Origin of the sequence: Collinsella tanakaei (assembly GCF_021531055.1) — a bacterium.
Lineage (GTDB): Bacteria > Actinomycetota > Coriobacteriia > Coriobacteriales > Coriobacteriaceae > Collinsella > Collinsella tanakaei_B.
The window spans coordinates 118,799-142,879 of record NZ_JADYTL010000001.1 but is presented as its reverse complement, the minus strand read 5'-3'; the positions used below and the strand labels follow the sequence as shown (position 1 = coordinate 142,879).

Genomic DNA, 24,081 nt, shown 5'->3' with positions numbered 1-24,081 from the left:
CCTCTGATTGCGTGGCACGCGATTGAACCTCCAGCTACGCGTTGCTCTGGACGAACCCGCCGTCGAACGCGTTGGCCTCGAGCACGCGAGCGCAACCGTTGACCACGTTGTCGAGGGCGGTCGGGCTCACGTTGACGGCGACGCCGGTTTCATCACGAAGACGAACGTCGAGGCCGCGCAGCAGAGCGCCTCCGCCCGTCAGCAGGATTCCGTAATACATAAGGTCGGATGCAAGATCGGGCGGCGTGGCGTCGAGCGCCTCCTTGACCGCCTTGGTCATCTCGTCGAGCGGTTTGTTGAGGGCGCGGCGGATCTCCTCACTCTCGATACGGACCGTCTTGGGGAGACCGGAGATGACGTCGCGTCCGTTGACCTCGACGTCGAGCTCGTCTTTCAGCGGTACGGCGGAACCGACCTTGATCTTGATATCCTCGGCGGTGCGCTCACCGATCGCGAGGTTGTACGCGTCGCGAACATGCGACAGGATCGCCTGATCGAATTCGTCACCTGCAACGCGGATGGATTGCGAGACGACGATGCCGCCCATGGCGATAACCGCGACCTCGGTGGTACCACCGCCGATGTCCACGACCATGGAGCCGGTCGGCTCCTCTACAGGAAGGTCGGCACCGATGGCAGCGGCCATGGGCTCCTCGATCAGATACGCCTGGCGCGCGCCGGCGGAAATAGTCGCCTCGAAGACGGCACGCTTCTCGACGCTCGTGACACCGGAGGGAACGCATACCACGACACGGGGACGCGGGGTCCACGGATAGCGCTTGTCGCTCGCCTTGTCGATGAAGTAACGCAGCATGGCCTCGGTGACGTCGAAATCGGCGATGACGCCGTCCTTCAGGGGGCGGACCGCGACGATGTTGCCGGGCGTACGGCCGAGCATGCGCTTGGCGTCGATACCGACGGCCAAGATGCGCTCGTCGTTCTTATCGATCGCGACGACGGAAGGCTCGCGGATGACGATGCCCTTGCCGCGAACGGACACGAGCGTGTTGGCGGTACCGAGGTCGATCGCCAGATCGCCTCCATACTGACCGAAGAACATATCCATCAAAGAAAACAAAACCGCTCCAAAGGGCTGTAAAGAACGTTCATAGAACCATTAGGTATGCAGTGTAGTGCAGACGCGACGCGCAGAGCATGCGAGGTCGCGTCTGCAAAGAATCAACTTACGCGGCGGAACCCGGATCGACCGTCGTGTCCGTGGCGACATCGGCGGTGTCGATGTCGGAGGAGCCGGACTCGTCGACATCGCCGAAGTACGGCTCGAAGGACTCGATCGCCCAGCCGATATGGTTATCGCTGCGCACGAAATGCACCTCGTAGGTGAGCGTGCCGCCGGGAGCCAGAGAGACCGTGACGGTCGCATCGCTCTCGGTCATGCCGGCATCGAGGCCGGAGACCTCGGCCGTCGCGTCACCGATGCCCTCAATGGTGCTGACGATGCGGTTCTTGTTGTCCTCAGACAGGCGCGGCGACAGGTACTGGTCGGTATCGCCGCCTTCGGCCACGGCGGTGAGCAGGCCGGACACGGCATCCTGCTGGGAGGGGAACCCGAATCCGCGCGTGTACAGGAAACCGAGGGCACCGCCGGCGATGAGCAGCAGCAACACGATCACGATGAAGACCTTGAGGCCGGTGTGGCGATGCTTGCGACGCACCTTGGCACGGCGCTTGTCCTCCTGGATCATCTCGGACTCCGTCATGGTGAAGAAGCCGGTGTCGGAGGGATCGGGCATGAAGTTACCGGTGGCGCCCATGGGATCCAGGGGATCCGCGGCCGTCACGGGAACGGACCCCGTGGCGTTGACGATCTGACGCTGCGCGACCGCCGCCTCGCGGGCCGCGGCGAAGGCCTCGGACTGCTCGGCGGTAAGCTGATAGATGCCGTCGGAGGTGGCGCGATTGAAGGAATCGACCGCGTCGGCGCTGCGACCGGCGGCCTGGTAGGCGCAGCCGAGGTTGGCCTCGATGGCGCGCGGATCGTCGTGGGCGCCGACGTAGTCGAGCGCGGTGAGATAGGATTCAACCGCGTCGGCGGGACGACCGAGCTTGACGAAGCAATCGCCGAGACTCGCCAGCGCCGATGCGGGCGCGGGGTTGGTGCCGTCGATCGCGGCGGAACGGAAGGCGACGCCGGCCTCGGCGACGTTGCCGAGCTTCATCTGCGCGTTCGCAAGGCCGATGAACGCCTTGTACGGAGTGGCGTAGCTGGCATCCTTCGTCGCGGCGGTAAAGGAGTCGACGGCGGCGTGAAGATCGCCCGACGCGGCGTAGGCCTTACCCTGGTTGGTGAGCAGCGCTCCGGACTTTCCGTAGGAGGTATCCTCCAGGGCATCGGCGTACGCCTGAGCGGCGTCGGAGAACAGGCCGAGCTTCATGAGGGAATTGCCCCTCAGGTGGTCGGCCTCTCCGGCGAGCTCGCCGGGATCCTTGGCCGCCAGGAACATCTGCGCGGCGGCGGAATAGTCACCGGCGCGGTAGGCGCTGCGGGCGCGATCGAAATACTGTGCGTTCACGGTTGCTCCTTCTAGACGATCTCGATATGGATGATTTCATCGCCCGCCCGGAGCTGGGAGATGACGTCGAGGCCCTCGAGCGTCTGGCCGAACACCGTGTAGCCGGAATCCAACCCATGCTGGGGACCGAGGCAGAAATAGAACTGGGAGCCTGCGGAGTCGGGGTCCATGGAACGGGCCATGGCCAGCGCGCCGTCGTCGTGGCTGTTGTTGGGATTGGTGGCGAACTCGCCCTTGATGCAGTACCCGGGACCGCCGGTGCCGGGCCTACCGTCGGGGCCCGCCACGCCGCGCGCCACGTCCTCGCCGGTCATATCGCGCGTATTGGGGTCGCCTCCCTGGATGACGAATCCGGGCACATAGCGATGGAACTTCAAACCATCGTAGAACCCGTGGATGGCGAGCTCGCAGAAGTTCGCGACATGGATGGGCGCTCCCGCGGCGTCGAGCTTGACGCGGATCGTCCCCTTCGACGTCTCGATCGTGGCGACTTCCGTACCCGTCGGGACATATGAAGGCGTGTAGAGTTGCTTACCGAACATCGGATCCCCTTTACACAGAAAACAGCTATCTTGGGTATTCTACCAAGAACGGCGGGGGTTCACACGTTCGGCATACCAGCGCGCCCGACAAGCGGCCGCCAGGGCCGATGGGTCAGTTGGGGACGTGTTCCATCCAACCCGTTTTCGTCAGCCATCGACGATGCACGGGGAGCGACATGGAGCGTTACTTCTCCTGAGGCTCCCATTCGCCCAGATGGGCGTCGAACTGGTCCAGATCGCTCGAGCCCGCCTCGCGCATGGGCTGCAGGATATCGTCCTCGGCGGCAAGCGTCGACTCCCCTTCCGGAATCGCGAGCGAAACGTCCCACGACGCGCAGATCTGGTCGACGCGCCCGTACATCCAGGTCGCGAGCTGGATCATGTGGTCGATGTCCTCGGCATACACCGTGTCGGCGGGCGCCTCGATCCCCTCGAGCTCGTCGATCGTCTCCTGGATCGCGTCGCGAAGCTCGTAGGCGGTACGCGAGTTCGCCTCACGCGAGGCCAGGTCGGGGTCGAGGTAATACGAATTGAACGAATCGATGACCTCGCCGATGCCCTCCTGGGAATCGTACTCGAGCAACTTGTCGTATGCGTCAGAAAGCACCGCGAAGACCTCGTCGTCGTTGAGCTCGGTATCCTCTTTAGGCTCGGGCTCGACCGCATCGGAACCCTGCGGAACGACGGGTTCAACCGTTTGCTGATTCTGGGGGTCCTCGGCCACCTGCCGTGAGGGGAACGCCTCCTGCGCGGCGTTCTTGAACGATTCATAGAAACCGGGCATGACACCGAGCGGATCGAGGGCGACGAACGCGGCGCCGCCGCCGATCAGCGCGATGGCGACGAGGGCGATGATGAGCCCACGATAGGAACGGCGATGCGGATGATAGGGGTCCTCGACGGGCATAACGGGCTTCACGGTACCGGCGGCGCGGTCGAGGTCGCCGCGGTCCAGTACGTTGGTCGAGGAAGGGTCGACGGAATCATCGAGCTCACGGGCGGCCGAGATCGGCTCGACCGCAGGCGTCTCGGTCTGGATCATATGCTTGGTCAGACGGGGAAACGACGCCGTCTTGCCGGCGGCGAGATCGGAGGATGAGGATTCGACCGACAGGATGCCGGGGGCGGGACGACCGCATTTGGGACAGGTCCTATCATGCGTGGAGAGACGGGCGCCGCACCCCTCGCAGAAGACGAACTCCGAACTCGAGGAACTGCCGACGTACCCATGGCAGTGCGGACAGAAGGTCTCGTTGTCGTCGATGGTCTTCAAGCAATGCGGACAGATCACGGCGCTCCCCATTTCGTACATGCGGAATCGAACGGTTCTTCGGAGAGATTCCCCGAAGCAAGAATACCACCTTGCCGCTCCCTACGGGCGGCACGGCGGTATAGCATCACGCATCGTGGGAGGAACGCTTCTTAGACGACCCCATGCTCATCTTGATGCCGTGGGAGGATTTGACGATGCGGCGACGGCGCTGGCGCTTGAGGGCATCGCTCTCCCCCGTCACCGCGCGCTGGGCCGAGGTGCGCGCCCGACGCAAGTCGGCACTCTCCTTCCTGCGCGCGAGTGTGGACGAGATGAGGCGACGCGCCGAGGATCCCGTGGAGGTCACCTTACCACCCCCGCGACCAAGCGACATCCTGACGCCGCGACCGAACCCCGTCGCCGAATGCGTCTGCCGCGATGCGACCGAGTCGACCGCGCGAGCCATCGCGAAGAACAACGCGCAACCGATGACGGCGACGATGAGGGTCGCCACGATGATGCTCGGCGACAGGGCGGCGATGGAGAACAGGTCGGGAAACGCGATGACGCCGAGGCACAGACCGGCCACGACGACGATGAACAGCGCCAGGCGAAGACGCGTGAACGGCCAGGAGATCCGCCAGATGAGGCAGCACCCGATCGACGCGGTGGTGATCAGGCACATGGTGGACAGGGCGAGCTCGCCAAGACCGATGGAGGAAGCGGCGAACATGCACAGCGCGCACGCGACGATGACCGCGATCGACGCGGGGCAGGCGCGCCGCAGCACGTTGGTGAGAAAGCGCCCCTGCACACGCGAGCGATTGGGCTCGAGCGCCAGCACGAAACTCGGGAACCCGATGCAGAAGAAGTTGATGAGCGTCATCGTGATCGGCTGGAAGGGATAGGGCGGGCATAGGATGCAGATCGCGGCCAGCCCCATGGAAAAAAGCGTCTTGGTGAGGAACAGGGCCGCAGAGCGTTGCAGGTTGTTGATGGAGCGGCGCCCCTCGGCGACGACGGCGGGCATGGAGGCGAAGTCGTTGTCGACGAGCACGATCTCGGCGACGTTGCGCGCGGCGTCCGAGCCGGCGGCCATCGCGATGGAGCAGTCGGCCTCCTTCAGGGCGAGCACGTCGTTCACGCCGTCGCCGGTCATGGCGGCGGTGTGGCCATGGGCCTTGAGCGCGACGACCAGGTCGCGCTTCTGCTGCGGCGTGACACGGCCGAACACCTGGTACCTCTCGACGGCGGCATCGATCTTCGCCGGCGTGTCGAGCTTCGTCGCGTCGATGTAACGGTCGGCATCGGGAATCCCCACCACCGAAGCGATGGAGGAGACCGTGCGCGGATCGTCACCCGAGATGACCTTGAGGGTCACACCCTGCTGGCAGAAAAACCTGATGGTATCCTCCGCCGAGGAGCGGATCTCGTCGCGGATCCCCACAAGGCCGATCGGCACGGCGCGCCCGACCATATCGCCCTCGGCGGTGAAGCCGTCGACGCGCGCGACGACGAGCACGCGGCAGGTAGCGGCGAGGTCCTCGACCGCGGTGCGAACCGACTCGAACGCAGCCTCGTCCAGGCAGAACTGGGCCGCACCCATGATGTAGGAACCTTCGGAAAACGAGGCACCGCTCCATTTCTTGGTCGACGAGAACGGCACGACCGTAAGCGCCTCGGGATGGGTGAGGCCGCGCGCGGCATAGTAATCGAGCACGGCGCGACATGTCTCGTTGGCGTCGGCCGAGGTGGCGAACGCGATACCGGAAAGAGCGCGATGGAGCTCGGAGTCCACATCGGCGGTGGGCACCGCGGACCCGCTCCCCTCCAAATCGTAGACGCCCTCGACCTCCATGCGGCCCGAGGTGATGGTACCGGTCTTATCGAGGCACAGCACGTCCACGCGAGCCAGGGTCTCGATGCAGTAGAGCTGCTGGGCGAGCACGCGACGGCGCGCGAGGCGCGCGGTGGCGATGGCGAGCACCGAGGAGGTGAGCAGGACGAGGCCCTGCGGGATCATCCCCAGCAGGGCGCCGACCGTCGACAGGATCGCGCGGGAGACGTCGCCCCATGCCGCGGAACCGGACACGAGCCACGAGAAGACACCTGCCGCCGAATCGGGGGAATGGTTCGCCCATGCCACGTAGGAGCCGTGCACGCTCGCGATGAACAACGCGATGCCGAGCGGCACCATGATGATGCTGGCGAAGCGCACGATCGCGTTGAGCGCGTTCATGATCTCGGAGTTGACTTTTTTGACGTACTTCGCCTCGTTGTTGATCCTCGACACGTAGTTGTCGGCGCCGACATGGCGAACCTTCGCGTAGATGACGCCCGAATCGACGAAGCTGCCGCTCATGATCCCGGAGCCGATGACCTTGCGGATCAGATCGCTCTCACCGGTGAGCAGGCTCTCGTTGACCTGCGCCTCGCCCGACACCACGACGGCGTCGGCTGGGATCTGGTCGCCGCGACCCAGCCGCACGACATCGTCGATCACGATCTGCTCCAGATCGACATGGGTCTCGACGCCCTCGCGGATGACCGTGGCCTGTTTGGTGGTGAGCAGCGTCAGCCGATCGACCAGGCGCTTGGAGCGCCACGCCTGGACGATGCCGATGCCGGTGTTCAAAACGACGATCAGCAGGAAGGTGAGGTTCTTGAACGAGCCGGTGACGATGACCAGCACCGCGAGCACGACGTTGATGAGATTGAACAGGGTGCATACGTTCTCGAGGACGAGTTCGCGCACGGACTTGGTCTTGAGCTCGACGTTGACGTTGACCTTGCCCTCATCGATACGGGCCTGCACCTCTTCGAGCGAAAGGCCGCGCAGGACATCGCGATCGCCCACCGAAACGTCGTCTTCCGTCATATCGGATCGCACCTGGGATTGCGACATCGTACCTCCCGAGCCGGATGGCCATTCGACCGGTAAGAAAAAAGCCGCTCAGGGCGACTTTCAAACAGCGGATGATGGTGCCCCATGTCGGATTCGAACCAACGGCCTTCTGCTCCGGAGGCAGACGCTCTAATCCCCTGAGCTAATGGGGCACAACGATAGCCATTATAGCGATGTGCCCGTTCACATGCCACCGCGCACAGAAAATATACGTGCGCACGGGGACGCGGGGCAGCCACGACACTCCACTCTATTAAAGTTCATCGCATGCGTGCCCGAAGCAGCCCGATTGGTATACACTGCTCCATTACACAACCCGCCAGACGACCGCCGCAGAGCCGGTGAAGGAGGCCGCATGATCGCCATTTTGCGCAACAGCGCACCCGACGAAGCCGTAGACCAGCTTGTCAGCTGGATCCAAAGCAAGGGCCTGCAGACGGACGTCTCGCGCGGCGAGAACAAGATCGTCATCGGCTTGGTGGGCGATACGACCAAGATCGATCCGTTCCTGCTCGAATCGATGGACATCGTCGAGCGCGTGCAGCGCGTCTCCGAGCCGTTCAAGAAGGCGAATCGCAAGTTCCATCCCGCCGACACCGTCGTCGACTGCGGTCACGGCGTGAAGCTCGGCGGGGGGCATTTCCAGGTCATCGCCGGCCCCTGTTCCGTCGAGGGAGAGAACCTCCTCGCGATCGCGCGTCGCGTGCATGCCGCCGGTGCGACCATGCTGCGCGGCGGGGCCTTCAAGCCCCGCACCTCCCCCTATGCCTATCAGGGTATGGGCAGCGAGGGGCTCGACCTCCTCATCGAGGCCTCCCGTGAGCTGGACATGCCGATCGTGACCGAGATCATGGACCCGCGCGATGTAGCCCTGTTTGTGGACAAGGGCATCGACGTCATGCAGATCGGCGCCCGCAACGCGCAGAACTTCCCCCTGCTCAAGGAAGTCGGCAAAACACAGGTCCCCGTGCTGCTCAAGCGCGGCATGTCCGGAACGATCGATGAGCTGCTGATGGCCGCCGAGTACATCATGAGCGAGGGCAACCCGAACGTGATTCTCTGCGAGCGCGGCATCCGCACGTTCGAGACGCGCACGCGCAACACCTTCGACCTCAACGCGGTGCCGGTCCTGCACTACCTCTCCCACCTGCCCGTGGTCGCCGACCCGAGCCACGCGACCGGATATACGCGCTACGTCGAGCCCATGGCGCTCGCCGCCTGCGCCGCGGGGGCGGACGGTCTCGAGATCGAGGTCCACGATATGCCGGCGCGCGCATGGTCGGACGGTGCGCAGGCGCTCACCCCCGATCAGTTCGACCATCTCATGGACCGCATCCGTGCGATTCGGGCCGTCATCGCCCAGGACGGTGGACGCTCATGAGCAACGATGCGACCGGCATGCGCGTCGGCATCTTGGGGCTCGGCCTGATCGGCGGCAGCTTCGCGCGCGCCTATCGCGCGACAGGCGCCGATGTCGTCGCCTACGATCCCGACCAAGACACCATGGGAGCCGCACGGATCGAGACGATCAGCGGCGAACTCGACGATACGACGATTCCGACCTGCGACCTGATCGTCCTCGCCGCGTATCCCAATGCGTGCACCGACTGGCTGCACGCCCATGCGGAAACGCTCGGTGAGGCATCGGATGTGACCGCAGGGACCGGTCCGGTCGTAATCGATACGGCGGGTGTCAAGGCGGCGGTCTGCCGTGATGCGTTCCCATTGGCCGCCCAACACGGATTCGCCTTCGTCGGTGCCCACCCCATGGCGGGTACCGAGCATTCCGGATTCGCTTACGCGCGCGCCAACCTGTTCCGCGGCGCTCCGATGGTGCTCACGCCGCCGCCTGTCGACGACATGACGCGTCTGTCGCTGCTCGATCGCACCCATATGCTGCTCGCTCCCGTCGGATTCGGGCGCTTCAGCGTCACCACACCCGACGTGCACGACTCCGTGATCGCCTACACCAGCCAGCTCGCGCACGTGGTGTCCAACGCGTACGTGAAGAGCCCGACCGCACAGATGCACCACGGCTTCTCCGCGGGAAGCTATCGCGACCTGACGCGCGTGGCGCATCTGAACCCCTCCATGTGGGCTGAGCTCATGTGCGACGACGCGGATCATCTCGGACAGGAGATAACCTGGCTGATCGAGGCACTCTCGGCATATCGCGATGCCCTCGAGCAGCGCGACCAAGACCGTCTGCGCATGCTGCTGGCCGAAGGAGACCGCATCAAACGTGCACTCGACGACGAAGGACGCGAATAACCATGGCTGAGTCCAAGATCTACTACACGCTCGACGTCGACACCGGTCGACCCTACCAGGTCCATATCGGCACGTTCCTGTTGGAAGCGGCCGGCGCCATCGCCCGCGAGGTCTGCGGCGGTGCACGGGCGGTCGTCGTGACCGACTCGAATGTCGGCCCGCTCTATGCGCAGCCGGTGCTCAAGAGCCTGCAGGACGCCGGCTATGCCGCATCGCAGTACACCTTCGAAGCCGGCGAGGCGAGTAAACGCGCCGATACGCTGATCGATATCCTCGAATTCATGTCCGCACATGAACTGACGCGCAGCGATATCGTCGTCGCACTCGGCGGCGGTGTGGTCGGGGACGTCGCGGGGTTCGCCGCCGCTACGTATATGCGCGGGTGCCGGTTCATCCAGATGCCCACGAGCCTGCTGGCGATGGTCGACTCCTCCGTGGGAGGAAAGACCGCCATCGATCTTGCAGCGGGCAAGAACCTCGCCGGCGCCTTCTGGCAACCGAGCGTCGTGATCGCCGACGTGGGATGCTTGGCCACCCTATCGTCCGAGCAGTTCGCCGACGGGTGCGGCGAGGTCGTCAAGCACGCCGCGATCGCCGATGCGGACCTGTTCGCCGAGCTCGAGCGCACCCCGCTCACCCTCGAGCTCCTCATGCGCGACCTGCCGCGCGTCGCGTACCTCGTCGCACGGAACATCGATATCAAACGCGCCGTCGTGGTTGCCGACGAGCGCGAGACCGGAACCCGGAAGCTGCTCAACTTCGGACACAGCATCGGTCATGCCATCGAATCGTGCGCCGCGTACAGCCTCGGCCACGGCACCTGCGTCGCCCTCGGTATGGGAGCGATCTGCCGCGCCGCCGCACACCGCGGTATCTGCGACGCGGATGTGCCGGAGCGCATCGTGGCGCTCTGCCGCGCCCACGGCCTGCAGGGATCGAACACCTTCCCCGTCGACGAGCTCTACGCCGCCGCGCTGCACGACAAGAAGCGCGCCGGCGACGAGATCGACGTCGTCTTGCCGCATCGCATCGGAGCGTGTTCCATCGAGCGGATCCCGCTCGCGGAGTTCCGCTCGCTGATCGAGGAAGGCCTTTCGGAAAGCGAAGGTGATGCGCAATGCTAGCCACCATCGAGCCGCGCCGGCTCTCCGGAACGGTGCCGGCGATCGCATCCAAGTCCGTCGCCCACCGCATGATCATAGCCGCCGCGCTTTCGAGCTCAACCACGCACGTGATCTGCAACACCACGTGCGAGGACATCGATGCCACCGTCCGCTGCCTTGCCGCGCTCGGCGCCCGCATCGAAAAGACCGATGACGGCTTCGAGGTGCATCCGATCGCCAAGAGCATCGAGCTCGGCATCCTCAAGGCATTCCAGGGCGCCACCCTCGATTGCGGGGAATCCGGCAGCACGCTCAGGTTCATGCTGCCGGTCGCGTGCGCGCTCGGCGCCGATGCGACCTTTATCGGATCCGAGCGACTCGGGCAGCGTCCCCTCTCACCGCTTGATGACGAGCTGGTGGCGGCGGGATGCGGGATCGAACGCGAAGACGGTTTCCCGTTGCGGACGTCCGGTCGCATCCGTCCCGGCCGATTCACACTTCCCGGCACGGTCAGCTCCCAATACATCACCGGCCTGCTGCTCGCCGCCCCGCTGTTGCCGGGGGCGTGTGAGATCGAGGTCGTGGGCCGTATAGAGAGCCGTCCCTACATCAACATCACGCTGCAGGTCCTCAAGCAGTTCGGCATCGAGGTCCGCGTCGACCGCGGCGTCGCCGCGAACGGGATCGACGAGGTCACGCGCTTTTGCACCAAGGACCGCTCCTACCGCTCTCCCGGCGAGGTTCGCGTTGAGGGAGACTGGTCGAACGCGGCGTTTTGGCTGTGCGCTGGCGCGCTCGGCACGGACCCGATCGAGGTCGCGGGCGTCTCGCTCACCTCGGCGCAGGGCGACCGCAACGTGCTCGCCGCGCTGTCGCGTTTCGGCGCGAGGACGCGGCGTTCGGCCGATTCCGCCATCGTCCAGCCCGACCAGCTCCATGCCTTCTCGATGAGTGCGCAGGATATCCCCGATCTCGTGCCCGTGATCGCCGCCGTCGCCTCCTGCTGTGAGGGTACGACCGTCATCCGCGATTGCGCACGTCTGCGCATCAAGGAGTCCGATCGCCTCGCCACGACCGCCTCGGAGCTGAACGCGCTCGGCGCGCAGGTGGACATCGACCGCGACAGCCTCGTCATCCATGGCGTCGGGCGCCTGCGCGGCGGCGTCGTCGACGCGCACAACGACCATCGTATCGCCATGATGGCGGCGATCGCCGCGATCCGTTGCGAGGGCACCGTCACGATCCGCGGCGCGCAGGCCGTCCAGAAGTCCTATCCGCAATTCTTCGACCACTACCGCCTCCTCGGCGGTCAAGTCGAACTCACGGAAGCGTAAACGAAGGGGTCCCATGGCTTCGGTATACGGAACATCCATCACGCTCTCCATCTTCGGGCAGTCGCACTCCCCCGCCATCGGGTTCTCACTCGACGGCGTTCCCGCCGGCATCGCGATCGACACCGAGCAGGTCCAGCAACTGCTCGACCGTCGGGCGCCCGGCAGGAGCCGCACCGCCACGGCACGCCGCGAGACCGACACCGTCGAGTTCATCGCAGGCTTGACGGACGGGCACACCAACGGCGCACCGATCGCCGGCATCATCCGCAACGGCGACACGCGCTCGCGCGACTATGACGAACTCCGTCGCATCCCGCGGCCAGGACACGCCGACTACCCCGCCTACGTCAAATATCGCGGCTACCACGATGTCGCGGGCGGCGGACACTTCTCCGGACGGCTGACCGCTCCGCTGTGCGCGGCGGGCGCCATCGCCTGTCAAGCGCTCGAATCGCGTGGCATCCGCATCGTCGCGCACATCTCCTCCCTCGGCACCGAGCCGATCCTGGACATGCCGCTCGACCCGCTGCACCTCAATCCCTCCCAGGCCACCCTGATCCGGGCGAACGCCCTTCCCTGCGTGAGCACGGCGGCGGCGAGCGCGATGCACGACGCGATCCTTGGAGCGAAAGCCGAGCAGGACAGCATCGGCGGCGTCATCGAGTGCGCGGCATACGGTATGCCGGCGGGCATCGGCGACCCCATGTTCGACGGCATCGAGAACCGCATCGCGCAGATCGCCTTCGGCATCCCGGCGGTCAAGGGGGTCGAGTTCGGTGCGGGCTTCCAGGCGGCGCGGATGCTCGGCAGCCAGAACAACGATCCGTATCGGGTAAGCGACGGCGAGGTTGCCGTCCAGTCCAATAACGCCGGCGGCATCCTGGGCGGCATCACCACCGCGGCGCCGATCATCTGGCGCATGGCCGTGAAGCCGACCCCGTCCATCGCGCGAACGCAGGCGAGCATCGATCTCGAGCACATGAGCGATGCCGACCTGTCGATACATGGCCGGCACGATCCCTGCATCGTGCCGCGCGCCGTGCCGGTCGCCGAAGCGGCATGCGCCCTCGCCCTCATGGACGCCCTGCTTACCGATGAGGGGGCAGCAGCCTTCACCGGCATCACGACCGCCAACGATCAGAAGGATTGACCCATGGACCTCTCGGACATCCGATCCCGCATCGACGCGATCGACGACGCACTGCTCGATCTCTACGTCGAGCGCATGGAACTCGCCGCGAGCGTCGCGGCGTCGAAACGCGAGACGGGCAAAGCCGTCTTCGACCCTGCACGCGAACGCGAGAAACTTCTGGATATCGCCCACGCGACGCCCGAGCGCTACCGTGACGGGGCGCTGAGCCTGTTCTCGCTTCTCATGAGCATGAACAAGGCCGAACAGCTCAAGATCATCCATGGCGATACCCCGAGCGCTCCCTCCAAGGTCTTGGACGCATCGCGGGTGGAGACCGCGTTTCCCGATATGGCATCCGTCGCCTGCCAGGGCGTCGAAGGCGCGTATAGCCAGCTTGCCGCATGCCGGCTGTTCCGCATCCCGCAGATCACGTACTGCGAATCGTTCGAGGACGTCTTCCGCGCCGTCACGGACGGCAGGTGCACCTACGGCGTGGTCCCCATCGAGAACTCCACCGCCGGTTCGGTCAATGCCGTCTACGACCTGCTCGCACGGTACTCCTGTTCGATCGTGCGGTCGCTGCGCCTGAAGATCGACCACCAGCTCGTGGCTAAGCGCGGCACAAAACTCGACGAGGTCAAGGAGGTGTACTCCCACGAGCAGGCGGTCGCCCAGTGCTCGCGTTTCCTCGAGGGTCTCGACGCCCACGTGAACGTCTTCGAGAACACGGCGATGGCAGCGGCGTTCGTGGCGGCCTCCGACCGCGACGATGTCGCGGCGCTTGCCTCCAAGGCCTGCGCATCCCTCTACGACCTTGACATCCTCGCCCATGACGTACAGGATTCCGACAACAACTACACCCGCTTCGTCGTCGTGTCCGCACATCCCGAGATCTATCCCGGCGCCACCCGCACCTCGCTTGTGGTGCGCCTGTCCCATGAACCGGGCTCGCTGTACCGCGTGCTCGAACGCTTCTATGCGCTCGATATCAACCTCGTTAAACTCGAGAGCCGTCCGATCGTCGGGCACGACTTCGAGTTCATGTTCTACTTCGATGTCGAATGCCCGGTCGAAAGCGACCGCCTACCGGCCCTTCTCGACGCGCTGGACGACGTGTGCGAGCACGTCGACTATCTCGGATCCTACACGGAGGTACTCTGATGGGAAATGTGACGCGCCCCTATGGCGTCCTCGGTCGCACGCTCGGCCATAGCTACACGCCGGTCATCTACCGCGAACTCGCGGGTATCGACTATGTGCGCTTCGAGCGCGAACCCGAGCAGGTCGAGGCATTTTTGCATGGTGACGAATGGGAAGGTGTCAACGTCACCATCCCGTACAAGAAGACGGTCGTCCCCTATCTCGACGAGTTGTCGGACGTCGCTCGCCGCATGGGCAACGTGAACACGATCACGAGGCTCGCCGACGGTCGCCTTCGCGGCGACAACACCGATTATTTCGGCTTCAAGTTCCTGGTCGAGTCGACCGGCGTCGATCTTGAGGGCGCATGCGTGCTCGTGCTCGGCGGCGACGGCGGTGCCGGGACGACCGCGCTGCGCGTCCTGACCGATATGGGCGCGAGCCCGGTCTCGGTCAACCGTACCGGGGCAGTCACCTATGGGGATCTTGACCGGTATGCCCATGCCGACATGATCGTCAACTGCACGCCGGTGGGCATGTATCCCTCCTGTCCGGAGTCGCCCTGCACCCTCGAGGGCTTCGATCGCCTGAAAGCCGTCGTCGATATCGTCTACAACCCGGCGCGCACCGGCCTCATGATGGAGGCCGAGCGCCTGGGGATTCCCGCCGTCGGCGGCCTGCTCATGCTCGTCGCCCAAGCCGCCCAGGCGACCGAGCGCTACACCGGCGCGACCGTTGATGCCGCACGTATCCACGAAGTCTGCGATACGCTTTCGGCGACCGAGCAGAACATCGTGCTCATCGGTATGCCCGGGTCCGGCAAGACGCGCGTAGGTCAGCAGCTCGCCGGTATGCTCGACCGGGAGCACATCGATATCGACCACGAACTCGAGCGCCGTCTGGGACGCACCTGTGCGGAATACATCGAGTCCGAAGGGGAGCGAGCGTTCCGTGAGCAGGAGACCGCCTGCACGAACGACATCGCGCAGCGCTCGCGCCTCGTCATCTCATGCGGCGGCGGCGTGGTGACGCGTGAGGAGAACTATCCCCTGCTCCATCAGAACAGCCGGATCGTCATGCTCAACAGACCGCTCGACCAACTCTCGAAAAAAGGCCGCCCCATCACCGCCCGAGACGGTATCGAGCACCTTGCCGAGCAGCGCATGGGTCTGTATCGCTCCTGGGCCGACACGATCGTCGACTCGCGTGAAAGCGCGCAGGCCACGGCACGCGTCATCTTCGAGGGCCTGCCACCCATGATCGACGAATAAGCGCACCTCGATCCCAGGCACGAAGGAGCTTCCATGGACATTCTCGTCATCAACGGCCCCAACCTCAATATGCTCGGCATTCGCGAGCCGGACATCTACGGACGCGAAACCTATGAGGATCTCGTCGCGTTGTGCGAGCGGACCGGCGCCGAGCTGGGATGCGGGCGCATCGAGGTATACCAATCGAATCATGAGGGAGATCTGATCGACAAGATCCAGGAGGCGTATGGCACCTTCGATGGCATCGTGATCAACCCGGCAGCCTATACGCACACGAGCGTGGGCATCCTCGATGCCCTGAAGGCGGTCGCGCTTCCCACCGTCGAGATCCACATCTCGGCCGTGGACCGACGTGAGGCCTTCCGGCAGATCTCCTATGTGCGCGACGCATGCATCGCCACCGTCACGGGCGAAGGGCTCGACGGCTATGCGCACGCCATGCGCATCCTCGTCGAGCATATCGACGGCAAAGACGCCTGATCAGCCGACCGACGCGCTCACATCCAAATGACCGGCCTCGCGAAGCATCTGCCGTGCATGCGCGAGAGACGCCTGGCTGGCATCGCCGGACAGCATGCGCGCGACCTCCCGCACGCGGCCCTCACCGCCGACGCGTGAAAGCGTGGTCTTGGGCATGTCGCCGTCCGATTTCCGTACGACATAGTGGATATCGCCCATGACAGCGACCTGCGCGAGGTGCGTGACGACGATCACCTGATGCGTGCGCGACAGGTCTGCGAGAACCGCCGCCAGGCTGCGGGCGACCGAGCCGCCCACGCCGGCGTCGACCTCGTCGAACACGAGCGTATCGACGCCGTCAGCCTCGCCGAGCACCACCTTGCAGGCGAGCATCACGCGGGAAAGCTCGCCGCCCGAGGCGATGCGGCGCAACGGACGCGGCGTCATGCCAGAACCGCTGCGATACAGAAGCTCATAGCTTGCCGGCCCGATCTCGCTCCACTGCTCGCGCGGAAGCTCGCGCGCATCCCAGACGACCTCGGATGCACCCATCTCGAGACGGGCCATCTGCTTGCCGACCTCGCGGCAAAAGCGGGGCGCGACGGCGTTACGGGCGCGTTGCAGGTCGCGTGCCGCCCGTGCGAGTGCCGTCTCGGCCGCGTCGCGAACCTCGCGGGCCTTGGCCACATGACGATCGGCATCGTCGACGAGCGAGAGCAGCTCCTCGGCCTCCTGCCGACGCGAAAACACATCCTCCATATGCGGACCGAACTGGCGCATGAGCCCCTTGAGCGCGGAATAGCGCTCCTGCAGCTGAGCCAAGGACGCCGGGTCGAAATCGATGTCATCCCGATATCGACGCAGGTCCGATGCGGCATCCTCGATGAGGATGGCCGCCTCGGCGAGCGCGTCGGCAAACCGCGAGAGCGCGTGATCGACCGTACCCATACGCGATAGCTCCGCGATCGCCGCGTTGAGCGCGTCCAGGGCGCCCCCCTCACCGGAAAGCGACTCGTCGGCATCGAGCGCGCACGAGACGAGCGATTCGGCGTGCTGGGCTCGCGGAAGCGTCTCCTCGAGCTCCTCGAGCTCACCGGGCTGAGGATCGACATCGCAGATGCGATCGTAGGCGAAACGCGCCTCCTCAAGCCGTGCGCCCTGTGTACGCGACGCCCGCTCGACCCGATCGACCTCACGCTGCGCCTCACGCGCTTCGCGAAGGGCGCGACGATAGGCATCGAGCGGCCGGGAGACCGCGGTTCCAGCCCACAGATCGACCATCTCGACATGGGTCGCGGAATCGAGCAGACGCTGATGCTCGTGCTGCCCGCACAGGTCGATATGCGATCCGATGCGCGCGGACAGCTCCTTCACGCTTGCCAGCGTACCGTCGATGCGCACGCGGCTCCTGCCGTCGGCGGCGACCCGCCTCACGACGACGGTGCCCTCGGTATCGTGCGGACCGTCGAACAGACGGCCCTCGACCACCGCGGCATCCGTGCCCTCGCGGACCATCGCGGAATCCGCACGATCGCCCATGAGCAATTTGCAGGCGGACAACAGCGCGGTCTTACCCGCCCCCGTCTCGCCGGTGAGCACGGTCAGACCGGGCGCCGGTTCGAGCACGGCGTCCTCGATCAGCGCGAGGTTCTCGACATGCAGCTCATCGATCATGGCGCCTGACTCCGTAGAACACGCGGGACACCGAGTTGTAGAAGCTCTCCGGACCGTAATCGAGCAGCAGGATATCGGCATCGCCACGACGCGAGACCACACGGTCGACCACGCCCTCGGAAAGGATGTACTGACCGTCGACGGCGATCGCGGGCTGCGAGGGACGGTCGCGCGACATCGTGACCTCGATCACGTCGGAAGGCGACGTCAGGAAGGCACGGGCCTGGATGGTGTGCGGGGCGATCGGCACGCACACCATACCGTCGAAATCGGGGCTGACGATCGGGCCGCCGGCGGACAGCGCGTATCCCGTCGAGCCGGTGGCCGTCGAGACCACGACGCCGTCGCCGCGCAGGCGGTCGATGTGGTGACCGGAGACCGAGATATCGAATTCGACCATGTCGGAAAGAGGACCGCGTGCGAGCGCCATATCGTTCAAGCCGGTGGCGGAGATGACCTCCTCGCCCCCATCGGGCGTCACGACATGCACGTCGCACGCGATCGTCGCGCGTCGGCTGACGTGCATCTCACCGGCAAGCGCATCGGACACGACACCCAGGATGTCACGATCCTGGGGACTCGCCGCCGTCAGGAATCCGAGGTGCCCGTAGGACAGGCCCAAAATGGGAATCTCGCGCGCACCGACCAGATGCGCCGCGCGAAGCAGGGTGCCGTCTCCCCCGAGCGAGATGACGAGCTCCGAGCCGTCGATATCGGGAGTATGGTCGACGGCGATCTTCGAGTTCTTATCGGCGGCCCACACGACCTCGTACCCCTGACGGGTGAGCCACAGCTCGAGCGTCAGCCCGCTTTGGACGGCCTCATCCTTGGAGTAATTCGCGACGAGGAAGATCTTCATAGGTTCTCGGCCTTTCGTTTGAGGTCATCGACGCGCGCAGCCGGAACCTCACCGACGGCACGCGTTCCCAAAAGGAAGAACTCGCGGTTACCCTTCGCGCCGGTGATGGGCGACGCGCAGATGTCATGGGGGTCGAGCCCATGGGCGGACACGTAGTCGAGACACTCGTGCAGCACGCGTACATGGACAGCGGGGTCTCGCACGATACCGCCTTCACCGACATCGTCGGGCGCGGCCTCGAACTGCGGCTTGACCAGCGTCACGAAGGTCGCACCCGGATGCAGCACATCGATGACGGCGGCGAGGATGGTCCGGATGCTCGTAAACGAGACGTCGCATACGGCAAGATCGAACGAGGAGGTGTAGCCGAGGCTCGGAAGGTCGACGACGTTCGTCCGCTCGAGCAAGGTGACACGCGAGTCGTTGCGAAGCGACCAATCGAACTGGGCGCGTCCGACGTCGACGGACACGACATGGGCGGCACCGCGCTGCAGCAGACAGTCCGTGAACCCACCGGTTGAGCAGCCGATATCGAGACAGGAGCAGCCGGTAGGGTCCACACCGAAGGCGTCGAGCGCACCGGCGAGCTTGAACCCTCCACGGCCGACGTAGGGAATCCGCCCCTTGACGTGCAGCGAGACGCCCGGCTCGACCTTCGTCGCCGGCGAGGAGTAACGCACGCAGGGACCGGACACGAGCCCCGCCATACAAAAACGCAGGGCCTCATCCCGATCGGCACAAAGACCCTGCGCAATCAATTCATCGTCGAGGCGGACACGCTTCATATCCGACGCTACTCCCCCACCTCGTCGGAAGTCGTTTCGGCATCGCCGGTGTCGGCGGATGCATCGTCGTCCATCTGCTGGGCGAGTTCGTCAGCCTCACGCGGGGACAGCTCGAATGTGTCGACCATATCGACGGCGCGCGAACCGAGCTTGATGGCCTCGTCGAACAGATCGAGGCTGCGCTCGAGCGACGTCTCCTTGGATCGCACGGTCGCGATGATCTCATCGAGCCGCTCGGTGATGTCGTCGAAGGTGTTGATCGTCGATTCAGCCATCGATGGCATCCCCATCGGTATCCTCGGATGCATCCTCGACGGCGGTCTCGGGCGCACCGGGAAGCTCCTCGGCACGGGCGATACGTCCGAGCACGCCGTTGATGAAGCGCGCGGACTGATCGGTGCCGTAGGCCTTGGCGATCTCGACGGCCTCGTTGATCACGATCGAATCGTCGATCCGATCGTCGCCGTCGAGCAGGCGCATCTCATAGGTTGCGATACGAAGGATATTGCGATCGGCGGCGGGCATGCGGTAGAGGCTCCAGTTATCGGAGATGGCATGCAGGGCGTCGTCGATGCGATCGAGGTGCTCGTAGCACCCGCGGACGAGCTGCTCGGCGTAGGGCTGCAGCGGACCTTTGGAGAGCAGGAAGTCGCCCGTAAGGACATCATCCACGGACTCATCGAGTGCCTCGGCCTGGAACAGGATCTGCAAGGCCTGACTGCGGGCGAGGGTGCGCCCGCGCTCAACTTTCAAACTCACGCATTACTCCTTGGGAAACACAAGGCTGTCGATGCAGACATCGACGCTGGAGACCGGAACCCCGACCTGACCGTCGATTGCCTTGGCGACAACGGTACGAACCTGCTCGGCGAGCTTCTTGAACGGATAGCCGAAAAAGACGGTCAGGCGCACCGTGATATGGAGGGCGCCATCCACGACCTCGGCCTCGACGGGAGGAAGCGCGGGCTGGGTGGTGCGAGCCGTGAACATCGAGACGAGATTGGCGGTGAAGTCGCTGGTGCCGACCGAAGCGACGCCCTCGACCCCCTCGACCGCATGGGACACGATGATCGAAAGCACCTCAGGCGCGATGGCGATACCGTCGATAGTGATCTCAGCAGACATGTTCTCACCCATTCCAGCGATTGGTCGACGTCCGAAGGACATATATGGAACCAGTGTACACGATACCCCGTATCATGGCCGCAAGAAGCCCGATAAGCGACCTCGATGAAAAAAGGGCGGGACCGGATGTGCGGCCCCGCCCGAGGTCATCAGACGATATGCGAGCCTAGACGCGGGACACGAACTTGCCGTCGCGCGTATCGACCTTGATGGTCTCGCCGACGTTCAGGTACATGGGGACCTGGATGGTGGCACCGGTCTCGATGACGGCGGGCTTGCTGCCGCCTTGGACGGTGTCGCCCTTGAAGCCGGGGTCGGTCTCGGTGATCTCGACCTCGATGAACATCGGCGGGTTCACGCCCATGAGCTCGTCATCCGCGTAGAGCAGCTGGCAGATGTCGTTCTCCTTGAGCCACTTCTCGTTGTCGCCGATGAAGTCGGCCGGAACAGGCACCTGATCGTAGGTCTCCATGTTCATGAAGTAGTAGTTGTCGCCGTCGTTGTAGAGATACTGCATCTCGGTCGTGGTGAGGGTGACGCTCTCGAACTTGGAGCCGGCGTTGCAGGTCTGCTCGACGACGCGACCGGTCTTGAGGTCCTTGGTCTTATAGCGCACGAACGCGCCGCCCTTGCCGGGCTTGACATGCTGGAACTCGACGATGGTGCAGACCTTGTCCTTGATGCGCAGACCGAGGCCGTTCTTGAAATCGGCGGTGGTGATGGAAGCCATGGGTTATCCTTCCCTACTCAATACACATAACGGCGAAAGTATACTCTAACGGCATCGCGCACACGGCGAGGCGGGCGCGATTCCACGGGTCGCGCGCAACACGGCGCGCACTCCCCTTAGCAGTCGATGACCTGCAGCTCATGGGGGCTTTCGGTGAACGGCTCGTAACCGTCCTCGGTCACCAGACCGAAGTCCTCGAGGCGCACGCCGCCGACGCCGGGCAGGTACACGCCGGGCTCGACGGTGATGACCGAACCCGCCTCGACGATGTTGCTCGCCCGACCGAAGTTGGGAAGCTCGTGGATGTCGATGCCCACCCCGTGACCGAGACCGTGACCGTAGTAGTCGCCGTAGCCGGCGTCCGTGATGATCTTCACGGACAGCATGTGGATATCGTGGCCGTCGACGCCCGCATGGATGGCGCGGACGCACTCCTCATGGGTGCGCTGCACCAGGTCGTAAAGGGCGCGCTGCTCATCGGTCGGCTCGCCGAGCACGACGGTACGGGTCATGTCGCTGCGGTAATCGCGGTAGCCCGCACCGTAATCCATGAGCACGAAGTCGCCCTTCTGGACGACGCGGTCGCTCGGTACGGCGTGGGGGTTGGCGGTGTTCGGGCCGCTCGCGACGATCGAGTCGAACGCGAGCGAATCGGCGCCGTTCATGAACATGAAGGTCTCGAGCTCGGTGCGAATCTGCTTCTCGGTCAGGCCAGGCTTGATGAACTCGAGCATATGCGCGAAGGCCGCGTCGGTGATCGACTGGGCATGCTTCATGAGCGCGATCTCCTCGGCGTCCTTCACGGCGCGCATACGGCGGATATCGCCGTGCATGCAGGGCAGCTGAGCCGCGATCGAACGGTCCTCGAGCCCGCGAAGGATACCGCGGTAGAACGACAGCTGCATGTCGTCCTCGATCGCGATGGTGCGCGAACGGGTCTCGAGCGCGCGCTGCGCGACCCAACCGGGGATATCGTGCCCATCCATGTCGACCTGCCAACCGCCATCGGCCGGAAGGTTCTCCATGAAGCTGTTGTAATAGCGCGAGTCGGTATGCAGATAGCAGGCATCGCGGGTGATGAACGCCGCATGGGGGAACTCGTAGGTGTAGTCGAACACGCCCATCGCACCGGTCAACCAACGCAGGTTGGCCTCGTCGCGCACCACGACCGCGTCGTAGCCGCGATCGTCCATCATCGAACGGACGCGCGCCACGCGCGCGGAAGGACCGGTCGTGCAATCACTCATGATCAAACACCTTTCTCATCGAATTAGGAGGACAGACGTCTGCGAGACGGACACAACGTAGGCAGACGGCACGATGACCTATCGGTCGGCGTCCGCATCGGGACGGCGCGAGGCCAAAAACGCCTCGGCATGGCGATGCAGCACGTCATCGTCGACGTTAGCGAGCCTGATGGAGCCCGGGAACCGCGGCAAGGCCAGCATGAATCGGTTGGAACGCGAGAAGCGCTCACGGCGAAGCGCTTCGATGAAGCGATCGGCATCGAGTTCGAAGGCGAGCTCCTCGATACCCAGATCCTCGAGGAGGTCATCTTGGTCGAACAGGGTATCGGCCTCGAAGCCGCAGACGTCATGGGCGAGTCGGGCCTCGAAGCGCATGCCCTCGGCAAGCAAGCGATATGCAGGGACATCCCCACCAAGGCAGGCGCCCAGCGCACGAGCGGTCACGGTGCCGTACAGCACGGCATTGCGTGACGAGGGGTTCGCGGAGCGGATGGCCGATCCGCGCGCGGTCTGAGCGCGGCAGAGCGCATCGGCGAACGACTTCTCGCGCCCGGCGAGCATGCCGTCGACCAGATCGGGGAACTGCTCCCATGCGCGCTTGCTCTCGGCAAGGGCGCAGGATACGAGCTGGACGTATCCCATACCGACCTCGTCGACGGGCCTCGCGGTGACGAGATCGATGTCGCAGACGATCATGTCCCAATGCGGCAGGATGCCGACCATCTCGGCGGCATCTCCGACGTCGAGCTGACGCATCGAGGTGGCGACCGAGCACATGGCATCGAGCGTCAGGGGGATGGCGACGCTCGAGGTGCCCTGGCACCAGACGGTCGAGCAATAGGAGACGAGTGAGCACAGCTCGAACCCTCCGACCGCGACGATCAGGTCGTCGGCGGTGATCGCGGCGTCCGCGATGCGGGCGAGCAGGGCATCGGCATCCGCAAGACGCGTCAGGGACGCATCCGCCCCGAAACGCACCTCCTCGATGGAAAATCCGATATCGATGAGCGCGCGCCGGGCGAGCTCGTGCACCTCGTCGGATACAAGCGCATCGCAGATGAGCATCGCGCGCTTGGGCGAACCGACGACATGGGAGACCAGCGAGTCAAGCTCACCCAAGGCGCCGCATCCTACGCGGTAGTCGGTCGTCGTGCGACCGAAGTTGACAAGCTGACGGCGAATCGTCATAGCAAACCACGCTCCAAAAGAATACCGGCACAATCATACGAGACCTCGATGAACGACCTGCCCCGTATATCGATCGTCATATCGGCCGCCCGCTCATAGAGCGGTCGACGGTGTTCGAGCAGTCGCCGCGCATGCGCCTCGGACCTGAAGTCGGGACGCGTATCGCGCCTTCTGATCTGGCGAAGGGAATCATCGATATCCCCCTCGAGGTACACGCAATACCCCATCGAGCGCATCAGCTCGATGTTGCGCGGGGTCTCGATGATACCGCCCCCGCAGGAGACGAGCAGGCTGCGCTCGTGCGCGAGCGACTCGAGGATCTGCGTCTCGAGCTCACGGAACCGCGCTTCCCCATCGGTGTTGAAGATCTCGGTGACCGAGCGCCCTTGCGTCCGCTCCACGAGACGGTCGGTATCGACGTAGCGCCGATTGAACATGCGCCCGAGATTGCGGGCGAGCGTCGATTTACCGGCGCCCAGAAACCCGATGAAGAAGACGTGATCGCATCCGCGCTTGACGATCGCCTGCAT

Annotated in this window: 23 protein-coding genes and 1 tRNA gene; 8 read left to right on the top strand and 16 right to left on the bottom strand. The window is 64.7% G+C overall.

Annotated elements, in window-relative coordinates:
- Window positions 1-34 precede the first annotated feature (34 nt).
- The 6 genes from I6E04_RS00600 to I6E04_RS00575 form a co-directional block, all read right to left on the bottom strand.
- Window positions 35-1,066: a rod shape-determining protein gene (locus tag I6E04_RS00600; protein WP_235421502.1), complete on the bottom strand. Its 1,032-nt coding sequence runs from the start codon at window positions 1,064-1,066 to the stop codon at window positions 35-37.
- Window positions 1,067-1,184: 118 nt separating this feature from the next.
- Complete coding sequence (locus I6E04_RS00595) at window positions 1,185-2,534, bottom strand: tetratricopeptide repeat protein (RefSeq protein WP_235421150.1); 1,350 nt, start codon at window positions 2,532-2,534, stop codon at window positions 1,185-1,187.
- A gap of 11 nt (window positions 2,535-2,545) precedes the next feature.
- Window positions 2,546-3,076 (bottom strand): peptidylprolyl isomerase, encoded by a 531-nt coding sequence (locus I6E04_RS00590; RefSeq protein ID WP_235421149.1) that lies wholly within the window; start codon window positions 3,074-3,076, stop codon window positions 2,546-2,548.
- A gap of 184 nt (window positions 3,077-3,260) precedes the next feature.
- The gene (locus I6E04_RS00585; RefSeq protein ID WP_235421148.1) at window positions 3,261-4,367 is read right to left on the bottom strand and encodes a double zinc ribbon domain-containing protein; all 1,107 of its coding nucleotides are present in this window, start codon (window positions 4,365-4,367) and stop codon (window positions 3,261-3,263) included.
- Window positions 4,368-4,473: 106 nt separating this feature from the next.
- A complete protein-coding gene (locus I6E04_RS00580) occupies window positions 4,474-7,206 on the bottom strand; it encodes an HAD-IC family P-type ATPase (protein WP_235421146.1) in 2,733 nt (910 codons plus the stop codon).
- 102 nt (window positions 7,207-7,308) lie between these two features.
- Window positions 7,309-7,385 (bottom strand) — tRNA-Arg (locus I6E04_RS00575).
- Between the two features lie 203 nt (window positions 7,386-7,588).
- Between I6E04_RS00575 and aroF the strand changes: the two genes are divergently transcribed.
- The 8 genes from aroF to aroQ are packed head-to-tail and all read left to right on the top strand — an operon-like array spanning window position 7,589 to window position 15,964.
- A complete protein-coding gene (gene aroF / locus I6E04_RS00570; RefSeq protein WP_235421145.1) occupies window positions 7,589-8,614 on the top strand; it encodes a 3-deoxy-7-phosphoheptulonate synthase in 1,026 nt (341 codons plus the stop codon).
- Entirely contained in the window at window positions 8,611-9,504 is an 894-nt protein-coding gene (locus I6E04_RS00565) for a prephenate dehydrogenase (RefSeq protein WP_235421144.1), read from the top strand. Before aroF ends, I6E04_RS00565 begins: the two co-directional genes overlap by 4 nt.
- Window positions 9,505-9,506: 2 nt before the next feature.
- A complete protein-coding gene (aroB, locus tag I6E04_RS00560; protein ID WP_235421143.1) occupies window positions 9,507-10,628 on the top strand; it encodes a 3-dehydroquinate synthase in 1,122 nt (373 codons plus the stop codon).
- Window positions 10,622-11,941: a 3-phosphoshikimate 1-carboxyvinyltransferase gene (gene aroA / locus I6E04_RS00555; protein ID WP_235421142.1), complete on the top strand. Its 1,320-nt coding sequence runs from the start codon at window positions 10,622-10,624 to the stop codon at window positions 11,939-11,941. Before aroB ends, aroA begins: the two co-directional genes overlap by 7 nt.
- 13 nt (window positions 11,942-11,954) lie before the next feature.
- On the top strand, window positions 11,955-13,091 hold the full coding sequence (aroC, locus tag I6E04_RS00550) for a chorismate synthase (RefSeq protein WP_235421140.1): 1,137 nt from the start codon (window positions 11,955-11,957) through the stop codon (window positions 13,089-13,091).
- 3 nt (window positions 13,092-13,094) lie between these two features.
- A complete protein-coding gene (gene pheA / locus I6E04_RS00545) occupies window positions 13,095-14,234 on the top strand; it encodes a prephenate dehydratase (RefSeq protein ID WP_235421139.1) in 1,140 nt (379 codons plus the stop codon).
- Complete coding sequence (locus tag I6E04_RS00540; RefSeq protein ID WP_235421138.1) at window positions 14,234-15,484, top strand: shikimate kinase; 1,251 nt, start codon at window positions 14,234-14,236, stop codon at window positions 15,482-15,484. Before pheA ends, I6E04_RS00540 begins: the two co-directional genes overlap by 1 nt.
- 33 nt (window positions 15,485-15,517) lie before the next feature.
- A complete protein-coding gene (gene aroQ, locus I6E04_RS00535) occupies window positions 15,518-15,964 on the top strand; it encodes a type II 3-dehydroquinate dehydratase (RefSeq protein WP_235421137.1) in 447 nt (148 codons plus the stop codon).
- Here aroQ and I6E04_RS00530 read toward each other — a convergent pair whose 3' ends face one another.
- The 10 genes from I6E04_RS00530 to I6E04_RS00485 form a co-directional block, all read right to left on the bottom strand.
- On the bottom strand, window positions 15,965-17,617 hold the full coding sequence (locus I6E04_RS00530) for a DNA repair protein RecN (protein ID WP_235421136.1): 1,653 nt from the start codon (window positions 17,615-17,617) through the stop codon (window positions 15,965-15,967).
- Window positions 17,607-18,476, bottom strand: a complete 870-nt coding sequence (locus I6E04_RS00525; protein ID WP_235421135.1) for an NAD(+)/NADH kinase — start codon at window positions 18,474-18,476, stop codon at window positions 17,607-17,609. Before I6E04_RS00525 ends, I6E04_RS00530 begins: the two co-directional genes overlap by 11 nt.
- Window positions 18,473-19,261 (bottom strand): TlyA family RNA methyltransferase, encoded by a 789-nt coding sequence (locus I6E04_RS00520; protein WP_235421134.1) that lies wholly within the window; start codon window positions 19,259-19,261, stop codon window positions 18,473-18,475. The genes I6E04_RS00525 and I6E04_RS00520 overlap by 4 nt, the downstream gene beginning before the upstream one ends.
- Before the next feature lie 8 nt (window positions 19,262-19,269).
- Window positions 19,270-19,536, bottom strand: coding sequence for an exodeoxyribonuclease VII small subunit (locus tag I6E04_RS00515; protein ID WP_235421133.1), 267 nt, complete (start codon window positions 19,534-19,536; stop codon window positions 19,270-19,272).
- Window positions 19,529-20,020, bottom strand: coding sequence for a transcription antitermination factor NusB (gene nusB / locus I6E04_RS00510; protein WP_235421132.1), 492 nt, complete (start codon window positions 20,018-20,020; stop codon window positions 19,529-19,531). Before nusB ends, I6E04_RS00515 begins: the two co-directional genes overlap by 8 nt.
- A gap of 3 nt (window positions 20,021-20,023) precedes the next feature.
- Complete coding sequence (locus tag I6E04_RS00505; RefSeq protein WP_235421131.1) at window positions 20,024-20,386, bottom strand: Asp23/Gls24 family envelope stress response protein; 363 nt, start codon at window positions 20,384-20,386, stop codon at window positions 20,024-20,026.
- Window positions 20,387-20,552: 166 nt separating this feature from the next.
- On the bottom strand, window positions 20,553-21,116 hold the full coding sequence (gene efp, locus I6E04_RS00500) for an elongation factor P (RefSeq protein ID WP_235421130.1): 564 nt from the start codon (window positions 21,114-21,116) through the stop codon (window positions 20,553-20,555).
- 116 nt (window positions 21,117-21,232) lie between these two features.
- Complete coding sequence (locus tag I6E04_RS00495) at window positions 21,233-22,363, bottom strand: M24 family metallopeptidase (protein WP_235421128.1); 1,131 nt, start codon at window positions 22,361-22,363, stop codon at window positions 21,233-21,235.
- A gap of 78 nt (window positions 22,364-22,441) precedes the next feature.
- A complete protein-coding gene (locus tag I6E04_RS00490; protein ID WP_235421124.1) occupies window positions 22,442-23,551 on the bottom strand; it encodes a hypothetical protein in 1,110 nt (369 codons plus the stop codon).
- Window positions 23,548-24,081 (bottom strand): shikimate kinase, encoded by a 534-nt coding sequence (locus tag I6E04_RS00485; protein WP_235421122.1) that lies wholly within the window; start codon window positions 24,079-24,081, stop codon window positions 23,548-23,550. The genes I6E04_RS00490 and I6E04_RS00485 overlap by 4 nt, the downstream gene beginning before the upstream one ends.